At 54.6% G+C, this 16,437-nt stretch carries 13 protein-coding genes; 6 read left to right on the plus strand and 7 right to left on the minus strand.

Annotated elements, in window-relative coordinates:
- Window positions 1–383 precede the first annotated feature (383 nt).
- From H7U12_RS11350 to H7U12_RS11360, 3 genes are all read left to right on the plus strand, one after another.
- A complete protein-coding gene (locus H7U12_RS11350) occupies window positions 384–1,391 on the plus strand; it encodes an amidoligase family protein (RefSeq protein ID WP_186637661.1) in 1,008 nt (335 codons plus the stop codon).
- The gene (locus H7U12_RS11355) at window positions 1,379–2,326 is read left to right on the plus strand and encodes a gamma-glutamyl-gamma-aminobutyrate hydrolase family protein (RefSeq protein ID WP_317170764.1); all 948 of its coding nucleotides are present in this window, start codon (window positions 1,379–1,381) and stop codon (window positions 2,324–2,326) included. The genes H7U12_RS11350 and H7U12_RS11355 overlap by 13 nt, the downstream gene beginning before the upstream one ends.
- Window positions 2,327–2,527: 201 nt before the next feature.
- Window positions 2,528–3,278 (plus strand): IS5 family transposase gene (locus H7U12_RS11360; RefSeq protein WP_241749316.1). Its coding sequence is split into 2 segments (ribosomal slippage): window positions 2,528–2,844 and window positions 2,843–3,278, totalling 753 coding nucleotides; the frame shifts between segments, so codons are not numbered across the junction.
- Between the two features lie 162 nt (window positions 3,279–3,440).
- Here H7U12_RS11360 and H7U12_RS11365 read toward each other — a convergent pair.
- Both H7U12_RS11365 and H7U12_RS11370 read right to left on the minus strand, forming a co-directional pair.
- Complete coding sequence (locus H7U12_RS11365; RefSeq protein ID WP_241749318.1) at window positions 3,441–5,366, minus strand: OmpA family protein; 1,926 nt, start codon at window positions 5,364–5,366, stop codon at window positions 3,441–3,443.
- Window positions 5,367–5,369: 3 nt separating this feature from the next.
- Window positions 5,370–5,951, minus strand: coding sequence for a 7-carboxy-7-deazaguanine synthase QueE (locus tag H7U12_RS11370; RefSeq protein ID WP_186637699.1), 582 nt, complete (start codon window positions 5,949–5,951; stop codon window positions 5,370–5,372).
- A gap of 486 nt (window positions 5,952–6,437) precedes the next feature.
- Between H7U12_RS11370 and H7U12_RS11375 the strand changes: the two genes are divergently transcribed.
- Genes H7U12_RS11375 through thrC form a run of 3 tightly spaced genes read left to right on the plus strand, consistent with a single transcriptional unit; the run spans window position 6,438 to window position 10,217 of the window.
- A complete protein-coding gene (locus H7U12_RS11375) occupies window positions 6,438–7,925 on the plus strand; it encodes an aspartate kinase (protein WP_186637663.1) in 1,488 nt (495 codons plus the stop codon).
- 10 nt (window positions 7,926–7,935) lie between these two features.
- Window positions 7,936–8,901 carry a homoserine kinase gene (locus H7U12_RS11380; RefSeq protein ID WP_186637664.1) on the plus strand — a complete coding sequence of 322 codons (966 nt, stop codon included), beginning with the start codon at window positions 7,936–7,938 and terminating at the stop codon, window positions 8,899–8,901.
- A complete protein-coding gene (gene thrC / locus H7U12_RS11385) occupies window positions 8,898–10,217 on the plus strand; it encodes a threonine synthase (RefSeq protein ID WP_186637665.1) in 1,320 nt (439 codons plus the stop codon). Before H7U12_RS11380 ends, thrC begins: the two co-directional genes overlap by 4 nt.
- 308 nt (window positions 10,218–10,525) lie before the next feature.
- Here thrC and H7U12_RS11390 read toward each other — a convergent pair whose 3' ends face one another.
- From H7U12_RS11390 to H7U12_RS11410, 5 genes are all read right to left on the minus strand, one after another.
- Window positions 10,526–11,407, minus strand: a complete 882-nt coding sequence (locus tag H7U12_RS11390; RefSeq protein WP_186637666.1) for a bifunctional 5,10-methylenetetrahydrofolate dehydrogenase/5,10-methenyltetrahydrofolate cyclohydrolase — start codon at window positions 11,405–11,407, stop codon at window positions 10,526–10,528.
- A gap of 222 nt (window positions 11,408–11,629) precedes the next feature.
- Entirely contained in the window at window positions 11,630–13,177 is a 1,548-nt protein-coding gene (locus H7U12_RS11395; protein ID WP_186637682.1) for a DHA2 family efflux MFS transporter permease subunit, read from the minus strand.
- 3 nt (window positions 13,178–13,180) lie between these two features.
- Entirely contained in the window at window positions 13,181–14,227 is a 1,047-nt protein-coding gene (locus tag H7U12_RS11400) for an HlyD family secretion protein (protein ID WP_186637684.1), read from the minus strand.
- Between the two features lie 17 nt (window positions 14,228–14,244).
- A complete protein-coding gene (locus H7U12_RS11405; RefSeq protein WP_206683917.1) occupies window positions 14,245–15,618 on the minus strand; it encodes a TolC family protein in 1,374 nt (457 codons plus the stop codon).
- A complete protein-coding gene (locus H7U12_RS11410; protein WP_186637693.1) occupies window positions 15,615–16,247 on the minus strand; it encodes a TetR/AcrR family transcriptional regulator in 633 nt (210 codons plus the stop codon). Before H7U12_RS11410 ends, H7U12_RS11405 begins: the two co-directional genes overlap by 4 nt.
- Between the last annotated feature and the right edge of the window lie 190 nt (window positions 16,248–16,437).

A 16,437-nucleotide genomic window follows, 5' to 3' on the forward strand; every position in this document is an offset into this window, starting at 1 on the left:
CTCCCTTTTGTATGGGATGAAGATTATTCTGGAAAGGTTCTCACTGTAAAGCAATCTTCTACATCTCCCCTTCTACATCTCCCTGGCCGTTTCGGGCTCGTTTTCTAAAAACGAGCTTGAAACGGCCATTTCCCTTTCTCCTCTTGAGGTACCTCGTCAAAGCAGGTAAAGCCATCCACTTTCGAGACTTCGTAGCGTCCGGAGGTCATACGAGTGTCTTTGCATAGGCAGCTTCCTGTTTTGGAGCTGTTTTTCTGAAAGTAGCCCAAAACGCTTCTTTGTTTCCGCTCCTAAGTAGGTCTTGCCACAGAAATAGTACAAAAGCCTGTAACGCTTCTTGTTTCTACACGTTGGTTTAGAAAAAACGTGTAGACCATAAAACTATGTCTTTCAAGCCACTACCTATAGAGAAGAATTCAGAGGGAGAAGTACGTACCGTGGGCTTTGAGTTGGAGTTCGCCAATGTGGGCATCACCGAATGCATTGACATTGTGCAGCAGCTGTACGGCGGTGAGGTGCAATGGGAAAACCGGTTCTCCGCGAAAGTCGTGAAAACGCGGCTGGGCGATTTCAGCGTGGAGATAGACCTGAAGCTGCTCACCGAAAAGCAGTACAAGCCCTTTTTCGAGAAACTCAACCTGGACATAGAGCACACCAAGCTGGGGCAGGAAACCCTGGAGGAGAAAATTGACGATGCCCTGGAAAGCGTCATCAAAAAGGTGATTCCATACGAGATTGGGGTGCCGCCGCTGCCTTTCAACCAGCTGGAGCAGCTGGAGCAGTTGCGGCAGGCCTTGTATGAGCATCAGGCCAAAGGAACCGAGGCTTTCATCACCAACGCCTTCGGGACGCACATCAACGTGGAGCTCCCGGATACCGAACCGGCCACCATTCTCCGGTACATCCGGGCCTTTCTGCTGCTTTACCCCTGGCTGCTGGAAGCCGGCGCCACGGATTTCGCCCGTAAAAACCTGACCTCGTTCATCAACCCGTTTCCGGCGGAGTACAATGCACTGGTGCTGAACCCCTCCTACGCTCCCAACCTGGAACAGCTCATTGAGGATTACCACCAGTACAACCCAGACCGGAACCGGCCACTGGACATGTATCCTTTGTTTGCCTTTCTGCGAAAAGAGCAGGTAAACGCGTTCACCAACCTGGGCAGCGTCAAAGCCCGTAAAACCTTTCATTACCGGCTGCCCAACTCCTGCGTCTCTGATCCTGACTGGACCCTGGCGCAGGAATGGAACAACTGGGTGGTCATAGAAGAACTGGCGAACCAACCGGAGCGTATCACCGAGATGAGCCGCGAGTACCTTCAACTGAAGAAAAACACCCTCATGGGCTTTGAAACCAAATGGTGCAAACAGACAGAACAGTGGCTAACCTAAGGCAGAAAGCAAACAAGATCAACCGAAACCGCCCCACCATCGGGGTCACCGGCCCTGACAAAGGCGGCGAGGTGGCGTGGGTATTCACGGCCTTCGGGGTGCTGCTGGCGGGCGGAAAACCGGTGCACATTACGCCTTCCAACCCGCGGACCGCTGATGGCTTGCAGGGACTCATTGTGGGCGGCGGAGCCGATGTAGATCCCGATACGTACCAGCAGGATGCCGTCTTCCAGGAATACCTGAAACGCACCCTGCAGAACTCCAAAAAGAACCTCTTTCAGCGGATCTGGCGCTTCACCCGTTGGGTGTACTACCCTGCCCTGTTCTTCGTCCGGAAACTTTTCAGCGGCAAGCCGCAGTGGTCGTTAGACCAGGCCCGTGACCACCTGGAGTTCCAACTGATTGACCAAGCCGTAAAGAAAAACCTGCCGGTTTTGGGGATCTGCCGGGGCTCGCAGCTCTTGAATGTCTACTTCAGGGGCACCTTGCACCAGGACATCAGCGGCTTGTACAAAGAAGAGCCCAATCCGTCCAGCATTTTTCCGGTGAAGAAGATCACGCTGCAACCCGGCAGTAAACTGGCGCAGATCATCGGCGCAGAGAAGCTGAAAGTTAATGCTTTGCACCATCAGGCGGTGGATATTGCGGGCAGAGGCTTGGCGATTGTAGCGCGCGAAGCGAATAGCGTGGTCCAGGCCATTGAGCACGTGGGGCACGAATTCATCTTAGGCGTGCAGTGGCACCCTGAATATTTACCCCGTCGGCAGGAGCAGCGTCACCTTTTCCAGGCGCTGGTGCAGAAAGCCCGCGAAGTGACCCGGCAAATTGAGGAGCAGGACTTGGAAACCGCCCTGGCCCAACCCCGGTCCCCAGAATTACAAACGCTGGATCACCAGGTGGCGGAAACCGTGCAAACCAGTTCCCCTTCACTCTAGTTACTTTACTCCAAGGAGATGCAGCTATGATGACGCGAGATGTACTTCCGTGCCTTACAGCCGTGATCTGAAGCCACGGAAGTAATTTCTGCGCTAGAGAGAAGCCATTCAATTGCAGGCTGTTTTTTGCCTGATTATCTTAGAGCGTGTTGACAATTATTGAATGTTTTGGTGTGGGATTTGTTTCCTGGTTAAAAACCTATGCGTCGCTACGAGATCAATGACCGGCAATGGGGACAGATTGCCCATCTGCTGCCGGGCAAGGCATCAGACGTGGGCCGCACGGCCTCTGACAACCGCCTGTTCCTGAACGCTGTGCTGTGGGTCGCCCGCTCAGGGGCTCCCTGGCGGGATTTGCCCGAGCGGTTCGGCCCCTGGAACTCAGCCTACGTGCGCTTCCGCCGTTGGGCGAAGAAAGGCGTGTGGGAGCGGGTCTTCGGGCAACTGCAGGACCCGGACTTGGATTGGGTGATGGTCGACTCCACCGTGGTGAGGGCGCACCAGCACGCGTCAGGGCAAAAAAAGCAGCCCCGCAGGGGAGTGCCTGGGTAAGTCGGCCGGCGGCTGGTCCACCAAGATCCACGCGGCGGTGGACGCGCTGGGCAACCCGCTGCGCATCGCCCTCACCGTGGGGCAGCGGGGCGACGCCACCCAGGCGGAAAGGCTGCTGGAGGGATACCGGGCAGGGGCCGTGCTGGCCGACCGCGGATACGACTCCGACGCTTTCATCGCCTCCATCCGCGAGTCGGGCGCCGAAGTGGTCATCCCCTCCAAGAGGAACCGCCTGCGGCAGCGGCACATCGACCGAAACCTCTACAAGGAACGGAACAAAGTCGAGAGGTTCTTCAACAAGCTAAAGGCATACCGCCGTGTGGCAACCAGATACGAGAAAACTGCCCATAGCTTCTCAGCACTCGTTTTCTTTGCTTCGGCAATGATCCTGCTCCACTAATTGTCAACACGCCCTAAAACAAGCCCAAAACAGAAAAGTCGCCCGAAGAATCCTCGGGCGACTTTTTGGCTCTACTTAACAAGTAAACAACTAAACCTCTTGTTTCACTACTTACACAACCCGCAGTGAAGCCATTTGTTTAGTCCTGACTGAAAAATATCTTTAAAGAATCTGCAATTCTATCCGGCGGTTGAGCTGGCGGTTTTCCTCGGAGGTGTTGGGCGCGGCCGGCTGAGAAGGTCCGTAGCCTTTGGCCTGGAAGATGGAGGCCGGTGCCCCTTTGGAGACCAGGTACTTCACCACGGCTTTGGCGCGGGCTTCGGAGAGTTTCTGGTTCGCGGCGGCTTGGCCTACGTTATCGGTGTGGCCGGCTATTTCCACCTGAATTTTAGGATTCGCCTTGAGAAACTGGAATAGCTTATCCAATTCGGTCTGCGATTCAGGGCGCAGGTCTGCTTTGCCGGTGTCAAAGAAAAGGTTGCTCAGCACGGCTTTCGCACCCTTGTTTAAAGGCTGCAGATAGAAATCAAGCGCCAGCGGAGCGCTGGTAGAACTAGCCGAGATATGCCGGCTTTCCAGCACGTGCCCCGGCGCGGTGACATACAGCGCGTAACGTTGCTTCTGGTTCACTACGATGGTGTATTCGCCGGAGGCTTTGTCTGAGCTCACCTGCTGCGAAATTACGCCCGCTGAGTCCAGGTCGTACACCTGCACGGTGGCTTTCAGGGGTTTTCTGGTTTGCGCGTCAAACACGCGGCCTTGGGCAAAGGACGAGATCGTTTTGCCTTTCCATACTTCCGGCACCTCAAACTGCAGCAGCGCCACCTCTACTTTCCCGCCGCTACCCGCTTGGCCGGAGTAATAGCCGGTTTTGTTATCGGGGGAAATAAAAATGGAGCTTTCGTCACGGTGGGTATTCAGGGGATAGCCCATGTTCTCGGGCGTGCCCCAGCCGTTTTTCTCCCGGTTTGCCTTAAACAGGTCCAAACCACCCATGCCCGGCAACCCGTCGGTGGCATAATAGAGGGTGTTGCCGCTGGCGTGCAGAAAGGGAGAGTTTTCGCGCCCCGGGGTATTGACTTTCGGGCCTAGGTTTACGGGAATTCTCCAGGTGCCGTCTTCCTGTTGCTGGGTCATCCAGAGGTCTTCGCCTCCTTGCCCGCCTTTGCGGTTCGAGGCGAAGTAAATGGTGCGGCCATCGGCCGAAAGGCTGGGCTGGGAATCCCAGGAGCTGGTATTCACGTTGCGGCCCATGTTCTTGGGTTTGCTCCACTCGTTTCCTTCGCGGTAGCTGATGTACAGGTCACAGGAGCCGTAGGAGTCTTGCCGGTTACAGGAAGTAAAGACCAGCACCCGGCCGTCGCCAGATAGAGAGGCGGCTCCCTCGTTCAGTTCCGTGTTGATTGCCTCAGAGACGGAAACCGGTGCTTGCCACTGCCCATCCTTGCGCGAAGCCAGGTACAGGTTTTCATCGTCTAGGGGTCCGCTCCCGTTGCGGGCGGTGAACAGCAGCGCCTGCTGGTCGGTGGTGAGCACCGGCGAGTACTGCAACCCGAACATGTTCACCTTTTCCCCCAGCGGTTGCGGGTTGAAGTTCACCGGATTGGCCATGGCCTTTTGGGCGAACGTAGCGTTTACCAGCTGCTGATTGGCTCGTTGGGCCTGCCGGCTGTTTTTCTTCCCGTACTGGAGGTATTTCTGGTAAAAGGTGGAGGCCTGGTCGTACTGACCGCGGGCGAAGGCCAATTCGGCGTAATTGTAATAATCCGCGGAGCGGCCGGGTTTGTCCGGCATCTTAGACAGCCCCCGGCGGTAGAACTGATACGCTTCTTCTTCTTTCTGCAAGATCCGGTATAAGCCCGCCGCCTCTACATACGCTTCGCCGAAGGTGGTATCGCGCTTCACGGCCTCCTGGAACAGCTCCAACGCTTTCTCAAAATTCCTTCCCTGGATGTTCTTAATTCCCTCGTCAAAAGCGCTTTGCGCCTTCTTATTGGAAGAACCACCTGAGGAAATTTGGGCCATCACCGGACTGGCTGCGAGCAAAAAAGCCAGCAGGAGAAGTGGAAGAAGCGGGAGACGCTGCATGGGTTAGGGGATATTCAGGAATTTATGGGTTTGCAGGGAAATGCGCCATTTGGGGTTGTTTTTCACATACTCCACTATAAGCGGCATCATCTGATCGGCTTTGCTCCACTCGGGTTGCAGGTACAGGCGCGTTTCAGGGCCCACCTGGGCAGCGTGTTCCTCAGCCCAGGCGAAATCACTTTTGTTGAACACAATGACCTTCAACTCCCCGGCATGCTGCTGTACGCTGGGCTGCGGCCCCTTGAATTTCTTAGGAGACAAGCAAATCCAGTCCCATTGCCCGCTCAATGGATACGCGCCCGACGTTTCAATGAACGTCTGGATGCCGCGCTTCTGCAGTTCTGAGGTGAGGTAATCCAGGTTATAGATCAAAGGCTCGCCGCCCGTCACCACCACGGCTTTGCCGGGATACTGTTCGGCCTGCTGCACAATCCAGTCAGTGTCGGTGAGCGGGTGCAGGTTGGCATCCCAGGACTCTTTCACATCGCACCAGTGGCATCCCACGTCACAACCGCCCAGCCGGATAAAGTAGGCGGCTTTGCCGGTGTGGTACCCTTCGCCCTGAATGGTGTAGAAATGTTCCATCAAGGGCAGTTTGGTGCCATCTTTGGGTACGGTGTGCACGGAGGCAATTTTTATATCGAATGAAGCTTCCAATTTCTCTAAATAAACTGACCCGTTTTACGGCTGGTTTCTCTAAAACACCGCCACAACGGAAAATATTGTAGTACTGCAACATGCATTCACCGTGATAAGTTGCCGCCGAGACGGGCTTTCACGGTAATGCGCCTGTTGGGCGGTGCAAAGTTAACCATTCCTGACCAGAAAGCGCAGAACGCCTTTTCAGCCCGCCTCTCTCTGGCTCATTAAAAAATTTCCACTGTTTCTGTTTGTTCTCTGAATATTTTTCAGATATTGCCGGCACCAATGGCAAAAACTCACAACATAGCAACCCCGGTACTTTCTTCTTCCCAGGAAGAAACGGCTACTGTTGTTTTTGCAATTTCCGTTGCTACGACTATTATTACGATTACCCCTCCGGGGGTATAGCAACACATATCGTCCGTTCTCATGGCCAAATCCTATTTGGCCTTTTCGGCCTACGGCCAGAATCCATCGTACTACTTATCGTTTCCCTTAACGCCTGAACCCATGCTGGTTTTGAAATTTGGAGGCACCTCTGTGGCCAATGCAGACGCCATCCGTCAATTGATCTCCATTCTCCTGGAGAAAAAGCAACCCCGGATGCTGGTGGTGGTTTCCGCCATGTCCAAAGTCACGGATACTTTGATTAGCCTTTACCAGAAGGCTGCGGCCCATGATGTCACGTACCTGGACCTGCTCACCCAACTGGAAACCAAACACATGGAAGCCATTGAGCAATTGGTGCCCATGAGCCAGCAAATTGACATCAAAGGCCGCATCAAGATGATTTTCCGGGAACTGGAGGACGTTTGCCGCGGCGTGTACCTGCTGGATGAACTGAGTGACGGCACCAAAGCCCGCGTGATGGCCTACGGTGAACGCCTGTCCTCAGAGATTGTCTCAGTGGCATTCCAGCACCACCAGCTGCCTAACACCCTGGTAGACAGCCGCGACTACATCCAAACCGACAACAACTACCTGAACGCGAAAGTCAATCTGAAAGCCACGTACGCGCTCATGCAGGAGAACCTTCCGCAGGCGAATCTCATTGTCGCGCCCGGTTTCATCTCCCGCTCCGCCGATGGCAAAACCACGGTCTTAGGCCGCGGCGGGTCTGATTACACGGCTTCTCTCTACGCCGCCGCCTTACAGGCTGATTTGCTGGAGATCTGGTCAGACGTGGACGGCATGTACACCACCGACCCGCGCAAAGCCGCCGCCGCTTACTCCATTGAAGAATTGAGCTACGAGGAAGCCATGGAACTGGCCTATTTCGGGGCGAAGGTGCTGTACCCGCCCACCATCGCTCCGTTGGTGGCCGCCAAAATTCCGCTGGTGCTCAAGAACACCTTCAACCCCGGGCACAAAGGCACGCTGATATCTGCCAACCCTGCTCCCAGTCCCCAGAACGTGAAAGGAATTTCCTGCATAGATCACATTGCCGTACTGACGGTGAGCGGCAGCGGCATGGTGGGCGTGCCCGGTGTGGCCATGCGGTTGTTCAAAGCCGTGGCCGTGGAGTGTATCAACATTTACTTCATCACGCAGTCGTCCTCAGAGCAGAGCATCACCATCGGGTTGGCCGAAGTGGACGGGGAAAAAGCAGTGCAGGCCATCTCCCAGGAATTTGCCGAGGACATCAATCAGCAGCTACTGAACCCGGTGAGCCTGGAAACGCCCATGAGCATTGTGGCTATTGTGGGCAACGGCATGATTCAGCAACCGGGCATCGCCGGGAAAGCCTTTTCGTTGCTGGGCGATCATCGCATCAACATCAGGGCCATTGCCCAAGGCGCCACGGAACGGATTATTTCCGTGGTTTTGAACACCAACGATGCGCACCGCGCCGTGAACCTGCTCCACGACCACTTCTTTGTAACTGTCCCAGAATCCTCAGCGGCCCCGGTGGCCTAACCCCCTATTTATGGAGAACAACGATTTTGTCAAAGCCTACGCCCCGGCTACTGTGGCCAACGTCTGCTGTGGTTTTGACGTGCTCGGGTTTGCGCTTGACCAGCCCGGCGATGAAGTATGGGCCCGGAAAACCGAGCAGCCCGGCATCACCATTTCCGCCATTCACGGAATTGACGGACTTTCCGTAAATCCCGCTGAAAACGTGATTGGCGTGGTAGCCCAGAAGATGTTGGAGGCGCTGCAAGTCACCCACGGTCTGGAGTTGCAGCTTCACAAAGGAATGCCCGTAGGCAGCGGCCTGGGCAGCAGCGCAGCCAGCTCGGCCGCCGCCGCGTTCGCGGTGAATGAGCTGTTGGGCTCACCCTTCACAGTTCAGGAGTTAGTGGTGTATGCCATGGAAGGCGAACGCAAAGCCTCGGGCTCCGCGCACGCCGATAACGTGGCCCCTTCCCTGCTGGGCGGTTTTGTGCTGGTGCGTGATTACGAGCCGTTGGACGTGGTACCGTTGGGCGTGCCGCTGGAGTTGTATTGCACCATTCTGTATCCGCAGATAGAACTGAAAACCTCGCTTTCCCGCAGTATTCTCAAGCAGGAAATTCCGTTGAAGAAAGGCATTCGGCAGTGGGGGAACCTGGCGGGTTTAATGGCCGGTTTACTTAAAAAGGACTATAACCTCATCAGCCGCAGTCTGCACGATGAAATTTTCGAGCCGGAGCGCTCCGTGCTGATTCCCTTGTTCAAGCAAGTGAAAGAAGCCGCTTTGCAGGCGGGAGCCTTAGGGGCCGGTATCTCGGGTTCCGGCCCTTCTATTTTTGCCTTATCCGCTAGCCAAGAACAGGCGTATGCCGTAAGACAAGCCATGGAAGCGGTGTACGCAGGCAGCGGCATCGACACGAAAACGTATGTAGCACAGGTGCCGGAACAAGGTGTTCGCCTGGTGGCACCCTCAACCATTCAACCCGCACTTCCCCTATGAACTACTATAGCACCAACGATTACTCTTCGGAGATGAGTTTCAAGGAAGCCGTTATCACAGGCCTACCGAAGGACAAAGGACTCTTCTTCCCGCGGGAGATTCCCACCTTGGGCGAAGACTTTTTTGAGTCGCTCCCCTCCCTCACCCTGCCCGAGATTGCCTTTGAAGTGCTGCAACCGTACGTCAGCCCAGATATTTCGCCCGAGGAACTCCGCAAAATTTGCGGTGAGGTGTTCCACTTCCCTATTCCATTGGTGGAGGTAGAAAAAGATATCTACGCCCTAGAGCTCTTCCACGGACCTACCTGCGCCTTCAAAGATGTAGGGGCTCGGTTTATGTCGCGCTGCCTGCAATTGTTTGCGGAGCCGGACCGACCGGTGACGGTGCTGGTAGCCACCTCCGGCGATACGGGTAGTGCCGTAGCCAACGGTTTCCTGGGCCTGGACAACATTGATGTGGTGGTGGTGTATCCGCAGCAGGGCGTGAGCGAAATCCAGGAGATGCAGTTCACCACGCTGGGCCAGAACACCAGCGCCGTGGGCATTGAAGGCACCTTTGATGATTGCCAAGCCTTGGTGAAACAGGCTTTTTCAGACGAAGAGTTAAACCAGAAGAAGAACCTGTCCTCGGCCAATTCCATCAACGTGGCGCGCTGGTTACCGCAGATGGTGTACTACTTCCACGCGTGGGGCCAATGGAAAAAGCAGCACCCCGAGGCCACTGAAATTACCATCTCCGTACCCAGCGGCAACTTCGGGAATCTGGCGGCTGGTTTGCTGGCAAAGCAAATGGGACTGCCGGTCACCTACTTCGTGGCGGCCACCAACCGCAACCGCATGGTACCCGATTATCTGGAGACAGGTCACTACGCCCCTGCCCCTTCCATTGCGACCATTGCCAATGCCATGGACGTGGGAAACCCTAACAACTTCCCGCGCATTCAGGAGCTTTACGGGCATCATCTGGAAAACCTGCAAAAAGTAGTGAAAGGCTTCTGGGCCGATGACGAGGAAATAAAAGGCACCATCAAACTGGTACACCAGGAGAAAGGCTACACCTTGGACCCGCACGGCGCCATCGGGTACCTGAGTTTGCGCCAGTTACTTCCGGAGCTGAAAACCCCGGGCATTTTCCTGGAAACCGCCCATCCGGCCAAATTCAAGCAAAGCATGGAAGCAGTGCTGGGTCAGGAAATAGAACTACCGGAACAGCTGCAAGCCTTTCTGGGAAAACAGAAACAAGTCACTGATTTACCCAACGACTTCGCCATTTTCAAACTGCTCCTGATGCAGGAACACAAAGAAGGAACCTTGTAAAGCGTTTTGAGGCCTTTTTACAGACAACAGCCCAAAAGCAGAAAAGCCTCATCTATAGCTTAGATGAGGCTTTCCCTTTATTGGCGCGAGTCTTAAGACTCGCCGAGAACCACGATTAGAGTGCGCACCTCCAGCCATGCGTAGGGAGGGAGTCTGGAGACTCCCCTCATCTTTTGGCATGAATCTGGAGACTCGCGCCAGTAATTGGAAACGTTGCGGCTACTTTAGGGCTGTTTTCGGGAAAACACCTCAAAAACGGAGAAGCCTCACTTTATAGAAAGGTGAGGCTACTCTGCTCCTAGGATATGTTACGCGTGCACTTCTTTTTTAGCCGCCCGAAGCGTGTTCTTCAACAGCATGGAAATGGTCAAGGGACCTACGCCGCCGGGAACCGGGGTGATGTAGCTGCACTTGGGGGCCACGTTGTCAAAGTCTACATCGCCGCGCAGGCGCCAGCCCCGTTCGCGGGTGGCATCGGTGACGCGGGTGGTGCCTACGTCAATGACCACGGCGCCTTCTTTCACCATGTCTTCGGTTATGAGGCCGGGTTTTCCGACTGCGACAATCAGGATATCGGCCTGACGGGTATGGTGCGCCAAATCTACGGTGTTGCGGTGGCAGATGGTGACGGTGGCTTCGCCGGGGATGGTGCATTTGCTCATCAAGATGCTGATGGGCGTGCCCACAATGTTGCTGCGGCCCACCACCACGCAATGTTTGCCCTTGGTCTCTATGTTGTAGCGCTCCAGCAATTGCATAATGCCGTACGGCGTGGCGGGCAGGTACGCGGGCAAACCGGCTACCATGCGGCCCACGTTCACGGGGTGGAAACCATCTACATCTTTCTTGTAATCCAACACCTCCAGCACTTTGTTCGGGTTGATGTGCTTGGGCAGCGGCAACTGAACAATGAGGCCGTCGATGGCATCATCCTGGTTAATTTCCCTGATTTTGTCCAGCAGGGCTTCTTCTGTGATGTCGTTCTCGTAATGGAGCAGCGTTGATTCAAACCCTACGCGCTCGCAGGCCAACACTTTGTTGTTCACATACGTCATTGAACCACCGTCATGGCCTACTAGAATCGCGGCTAAGTGTGGTACCTTTCCTCCTTGTTCTTTGATGTGGGCTACCTCGGCCGCAATCTCGCTCTGGATGGCTTCTGAGGTTTTCTTTCCGTCTAAAAGGGTCATGGGTACTGGAATGAGAGATGATAGAAAAAGCAAAAGTACACGCGTTTCAGGAAAGTGCCTCGGGTTTTTAGAGTTATTTCCCAGAAACAAGCCCAAAACGCACCCCGCCTCTTTGACCTCTGCGCGGGCGCTCTGTCAGATTGCGGTCCTGCTGAAAAGCAGTTAGGGCCTGATTTCTCAAAACCAGGCCCTAAACAGCATTCTTAATCTATGGATGTTACCTTAGTGGACGTCTACCGGCACATTGGTATTTTTCTTGAATTTCTGCAAATACAGCAGCGGAATGGAACACAGCATAATCATACCCGATACCCAGAACGCATCGGTGTACGACAGCAGCGCGGTCTGTTTCATGACCATGCCCTCAATCGCTTTATAAGAAGCTTTCTGGGCATCCATGAACGTGTAGCCCTTGCTGATGAAGTTCTGCATGAGTCCCTGGAAACGCTGCGAAAATGCTGGATTGTACTCATTGATATTTACCAACAGGTTGTTGCGGTGGAAACCTGAGCGTACGTGGATGAGCGTGGTCAGGGCCGCAATCCCGAAGGAGCCGCCCAACTGGCGCATCATGTTGTTCAGACCCGTCCCCTGCCCTACCTCGGCGCCTTTCAAGTCCTGAATCGCCAGGGTAGTGAGCGGCACGAACAGCAGGGCCATCCCGATACCTCTGATGGCCAGCGGCCAGAAGAAGTCGCCGGTGCCCGAGAGCAAGGTGGAGTGATTCATCATCATCGCGAAGACGAAGAACAGCAACATGCCGCCGGTGGCCATAAACTGGGCCGGCACGCCTTTCTGCAACATCTTCCCGATGAACGGCATCATCATGATGGTGAACACCCCGCCCGGCAGCAACAGTTTGCCGGATTGCTGCGCCGTGAAGCCCAGCAGCCCCTGCGTGAACACCGGGAACACGAACATGGAACTGTACAACCCGAAGCCTAGAACGAAGGACGTGAACATTCCCACCGAGAAACTCCGGTGGCGCATAATCCTGAAATTCACAATGGGGTACTCAAAGGTGAGTTCGCGCCAGATGAACAGCAACGTACCAATAACCGCGGTGGCTGACAGCACAATGATGTAGGTAGCCGCAAACCAATCCTCGGTCTCGCCTTTCTCCAGTACAATCTGCAGACTTCCTACGGCAATGGCCAGCAAGGCAATTCCCCACCAGTCCACCGGTTTGCCGCCCAGCTCTCGCGGAGTTTTCTTAATAAACAGGTACGTGGCAATAGCCGCCAGAATACCCACGGGAATGTTCACGTAGAAAATCCAGGGCCAGGAGTAGTTGTCGGTGATGTAGCCGCCGATAGTTGGTCCAAGAGTTGGTCCAACCACGGCTCCAAGTCCGAATAACGCGGTGGCGGTTCCTACCTGTTCTTTGGGCCAGGTTTCCAGCAAGATGGATTGAGAAGTGGATAACAAACCGCCCCCGGCCAAACCTTGCAGAATCCGGAAGATGACCAGTTCCTCTAAGCTGGTGGCGTTTCCGCACAGGAAGGAAACGGTGGTGAAGACGATGATGGAGAACAGGAAGTAGTTCTTCCGCCCGAACCTACTGCCCAACCATCCCGACATGGGCAGAATAATCACGTTCGCCACGGCATAGCCTGTCACAATCATGGCCACGTCTTCCAGCGTAGCGCCCAGGTTCCCCTGAATCTGGGGCATGGCCACGTTCACAATGGTGGTGTCAATCAGCTCCAGCAGCGCCGCCGCAATCACCGTAATGGTGATGGCCCATTTTTTTAAACCAGTTTCTGCCATCGGTTAATCCTGAATAAGCACCGATGTTTTCACGCTCATGCCGGGGCGCAGTCTTTTCATCAGTTCTGGGGTAGCGTTTATTTTGATTTTAACCGGCACCCGCTGTACTACTTTCACGAAGTTACCAGTGGCGTTATCAGGGGGCAGCAAAGAGAACTTGGCACCGGTAGCGGGTGAGAAGTTGTAAATCTCCCCTTCTACTTTAGCGTCTGGAAAGGCGTCTACCTCAATCTCCACTTTCTGCCCCTCGCGGATTTTCTCTAGCTGGGTTTCCTTGAAGTTGGCCGTCACGAAGATGCTGTTGTCATTCACAATGGAGAACAGGCTTTGCCCGGCTTGCACCAGTTGACCTTTCTGCACGTTTTTCTTGGACACAATTCCGCTGGCCGGGGCCGTGATGGTGGTGTACGACATTTGCAGTTTGGCGAAGTCTACATCGGCTTGCCGTTGGTTTACGCCGGTGTTGGTGACGGTCAGTTGCGAACGGGTTGTACCTACTTGCTGCAACGCTGCTTTGTACTGGTCCTGCGCGGCCTGGTAGTTCGCCTGGGCAACGTCCCGGTCGGCTTTGGCTTGTTCAAACTGCTGCTGCGTGATGGAACCGTCTTTGATTAGGTTGGCGAAACGGTTGTAGTCCTGGTTGGCTTTCCAGAGGCGCACGCGGGTGGCTTCAATGTTGGCTCTGGCCGTGGTGGCGTTGGCCGCGGTGGCCGAGATTTGCGCCTGGGAAACGCCGGTGTTGGCGCTGGCTCCCTGCTGGGCGGCTAAGGCTTGCTCTACTTTGATGGCGTAATCGCGGTCATCCAGTTTCACCAGCACCTGGCCTTGCGTTACGTGGGTGTTTTCCTCAAACATAATGGTATCTACGTACCCACTCACCCGGGCCACCACCGGACTGATGTCGGCGTCAATCTGGGCATCATCGGTGTCTTCGTGCTTGCTGTAGTAGAGGTATTCTTTCACCCCGAAGAACCCGCCAACAATCAGGACCAGGCCTAAGATGATGGGAATAACTTTATTGGATTTCTTTTTCTCAGTTGCAGTTTCCATGCTCGTGTGTGCGCTAATTAGTCTATGATGTTTCCGGTTGATTTTAATAAGGTATAATAGGCCAGACCGGCATCGGCTTTAGCCAACTCCAGGTTAATGAGGGCCTGAAACAGGCGGGTCTGGGCCTCGATGCGGTCGGTGGCACTGGCTACTTTGTTTGTGTAGCGCGAAGCCTCGCTGCGGTCATTTTCCTCGGCCTGCGCGATGGATGTCTGGAGGATGTTGATTTTGTCCAGCGCCAGTAGATAGCGCTGGTAGTTCTGGTTCACCTCGGTTTTCAGTTGGTCGGTGGTGAGTTCGCGGCTGATGTCCAGTTGGGTTTTCTGGATTTTGGCTTCAGTCAGCTTGTTTTTGTTTGTCCAGAGGCGGTCAAAGTTCCAGGCGGCGGTCAACCCCACCGAACCAATGGTCAAAGAACCGTGGGACGGCGGAATGAAAGCCCCGCTGGGGTTGATGTGATAGGCATCAGCGGAAGCCACCAGTGCGGGCAGCGCATCGGCTTTGATGGACTTGATGTTGGTCTCGGCGGCGCGGCTGTTCAGGTCTATGGCTTGCAGTTCCTCGCGGTTGGTGAGAGCCGAATCTACATACGCAGCCAATGATACCGAACGGCCATCGGGAGCGGCGGCCTCTTCCACCACCAGGTCATTGTTCTCCGGCAAGCCTAGCAGCACGTTCAGGTTATAGACCACAATCTTGCGGTTCGTTTCCAGGTCGGCGCCAGTCAGCTCTACGTTGCTGCGTTGCAGTTGGAAGCGCAACACGTCGTTCTTGGTCACGATACCCTGCTCAAAAAACCGCTGTGACTGCTTTATCTGCTTGTCAATGGCCTGCAGGTTTTGCGCGACCACTTTCTGGCTCTGCTGCAGCTTGTAGAGGTTAAAATAGGCGTTGGTGATGGTATAGGCGATTTCGTCCTTGTCTTTTTCGGCATCCAGACGGGCCACTTGCGCCATGAGGTCAGTAGATTCTTTGGCGTATTTCAGCTTGTTTCCGGCGAAGATGACCTCCTGCACCGAAAGCGTTCCCAGGAAAGCATCGGCGCGTTTGGGCAAATAGAACGGCTCCGCTTCCTTGGACATCTGGAACACGTTGGTGGGAATCTCGGCGTGGTTGTAGGTGTAGTTGACACTGGCTTTCGGCTTGGATTCGTCTTTCACCTGGTTAAAGCGCGAGATGGCTTGGTCAATTCTGGTCTGGGACAGGCGCAGCACTTTGCTGTTCTGCACGCCCAGTTGCACCGCTTCCGTCAGATTCAGGTGCTTCGCTTCCTGGGCCGCCGCGGGTTGGGAGAAAGCCATTAACAAGCTAAATCCACCCATGACCGCCGCCGATATGACTCCCCATCCGTTGACCGGACGCTCGGGAGAAGCATTGATTCTCAGTTTCATTTTATAAGTAAGTGTGTTTTAAGAGAGTCTTGTAAGTAGGCCTGTAAGCGCGGCTTCATGTCGTTTTGCAGCACCTGGTCATCCAGCAGGTCCATTTTCAGCATTTTGGAGGCTAACCGGCGTGAGTTAATGAGGTAATTGACTGTCCCAAAGATGCTGGCCACGGTCATTTCCACGTCTACCGCCCGGAACTCGCCTTTCTTGATGCCTTCTTCAATAATCTGCTGCACGTGCAGGGTATTCCCATAGATGTGGTCAATGACGAATTCAGTCACTTCAGACCCGGTTCGCATCACGGAGATTTCCCGGAAAAGTATTTTGTGGAAGTATTTGCTGGTGGCCACCCGGCTCACGTACAGTTGCACCACCTGGTCCAGCTTTTCCCAGCAAGAGGCGTCTTTCTGCGCGATTTCCTCAAAACCTTTGCGCATGAGTAAAATGCGGCGCTCCACCACCGCCTTCAGCAGCCCATCCTTGGACCCGAAGTAGTAGTTGAGCATGGCCATGTTCACGCCTGCTTCCTGGGCCAGCAACCGGGTAGAGGCTCCTTCATAGCCCAGCTCCCCGAACACCCGCTCCGCCACCTCCACTAGGTGCTCCTTCTTATCTATTTTATCTTTCTCGGCCATTAATCTTAAAGTCGGACAAAGTTAATCAATCGATTGATTAATTAACAAGGCGTGCTTTGCTTTTGTTTCCTGCCGCTAGATAATTCCTTCTGATTGAGCTGAATTATTTTACTTAGCTAATTCCCTTTTATAAAAGGCACCTGCCTGCGTTTCGGGGCTGTTTTCAGAAAACAGCCCCGAAACGCAGGCA

This window comes from Rufibacter sediminis, assembly GCF_014269285.1.
GTDB classification, from domain to species: Bacteria; Bacteroidota; Bacteroidia; order Cytophagales; family Hymenobacteraceae; genus Nibribacter; species Nibribacter sediminis.

Coding starts and splice junctions, on each gene's coding strand:
- H7U12_RS11375 (WP_186637663.1), top strand. CDS start 6,438: ATGGCCAAATCCTATTTGGCCTTTTCGGCCTACGGCCAGAATCCATCG.
- H7U12_RS11395 (WP_186637682.1), bottom strand. CDS start 13,177: ATGGCAGAAACTGGTTTAAAAAAATGGGCCATCACCATTACGGTGATT.
- H7U12_RS11405 (WP_206683917.1), bottom strand. CDS start 15,618: ATGAAACTGAGAATCAATGCTTCTCCCGAGCGTCCGGTCAACGGATGG.
- H7U12_RS11350 (WP_186637661.1), top strand. CDS start 384: ATGTCTTTCAAGCCACTACCTATAGAGAAGAATTCAGAGGGAGAAGTA.
- H7U12_RS11370 (WP_186637699.1), bottom strand. CDS start 5,951: ATGGAACATTTCTACACCATTCAGGGCGAAGGGTACCACACCGGCAAA.
- thrC (WP_186637665.1), top strand. CDS start 8,898: ATGAACTACTATAGCACCAACGATTACTCTTCGGAGATGAGTTTCAAG.
- H7U12_RS11410 (WP_186637693.1), bottom strand. CDS start 16,247: ATGGCCGAGAAAGATAAAATAGATAAGAAGGAGCACCTAGTGGAGGTG.
- H7U12_RS11400 (WP_186637684.1), bottom strand. CDS start 14,227: ATGGAAACTGCAACTGAGAAAAAGAAATCCAATAAAGTTATTCCCATC.
- H7U12_RS11365 (WP_241749318.1), bottom strand. CDS start 5,366: ATGCAGCGTCTCCCGCTTCTTCCACTTCTCCTGCTGGCTTTTTTGCTC.
- H7U12_RS11390 (WP_186637666.1), bottom strand. CDS start 11,407: ATGACCCTTTTAGACGGAAAGAAAACCTCAGAAGCCATCCAGAGCGAG.
- H7U12_RS11380 (WP_186637664.1), top strand. CDS start 7,936: ATGGAGAACAACGATTTTGTCAAAGCCTACGCCCCGGCTACTGTGGCC.